We start from the raw sequence: 478 nt of genomic DNA on the forward strand, positions 1-478 counted from the left end.
GGTGCGCACGGCCACTGGTTCTACCTCCAATCTGATCGGCGGCGCTACGGTCGCGGCGCTCACCGTGACCGGTGCGTTGATGATTTTCATGATGCGCAATCGTCCGGCCGCTCAGGCGTTGCGGCTGGGTGCGAGCTTGCTGCCGGTTGGGCTAGTGCTGATTCTGCTCGGCGTGCATGGCGCCAGTCTGTCGTTGTTTTTCTTCAGCACACTGGTCGCCGGTTGCGGCTTTGGTTCGGGCTTTCTCGGAGCGGTGCGCAGCCTGGTGCCGCTGGCCTTGCCGCATGAACGAGCCGGGTTGATGTCGGCGTACTACGTGCTCAGTTATCTGGCGTTCTGTTTGCCGGCGTTGCTGGCCGGGTATCTGGCGCGCAACTTAGGACTGCTGACGACCACCGATGGCTACGGCGTTGTGTTGATCGTGCTGGCCGTTGCTGCGCTGCTGCTCAGTCTGCGTCCGCAGACCGGCAGAGTTTGC

At 63.0% G+C, this 478-nt stretch carries 1 pseudogene; it reads left to right on the forward strand.

From position 1 onward, the window contains the following. Positions 1–478, forward strand: a pseudogene (locus J5M56_RS24880) (MFS transporter); the annotation flags it as partial.

Source organism: Pseudomonas sp. 51_B, assembly GCF_017491595.1.
In the GTDB taxonomy this organism is placed as follows: Bacteria; Pseudomonadota; Gammaproteobacteria; order Pseudomonadales; family Pseudomonadaceae; genus Aquipseudomonas; species Aquipseudomonas promysalinigenes.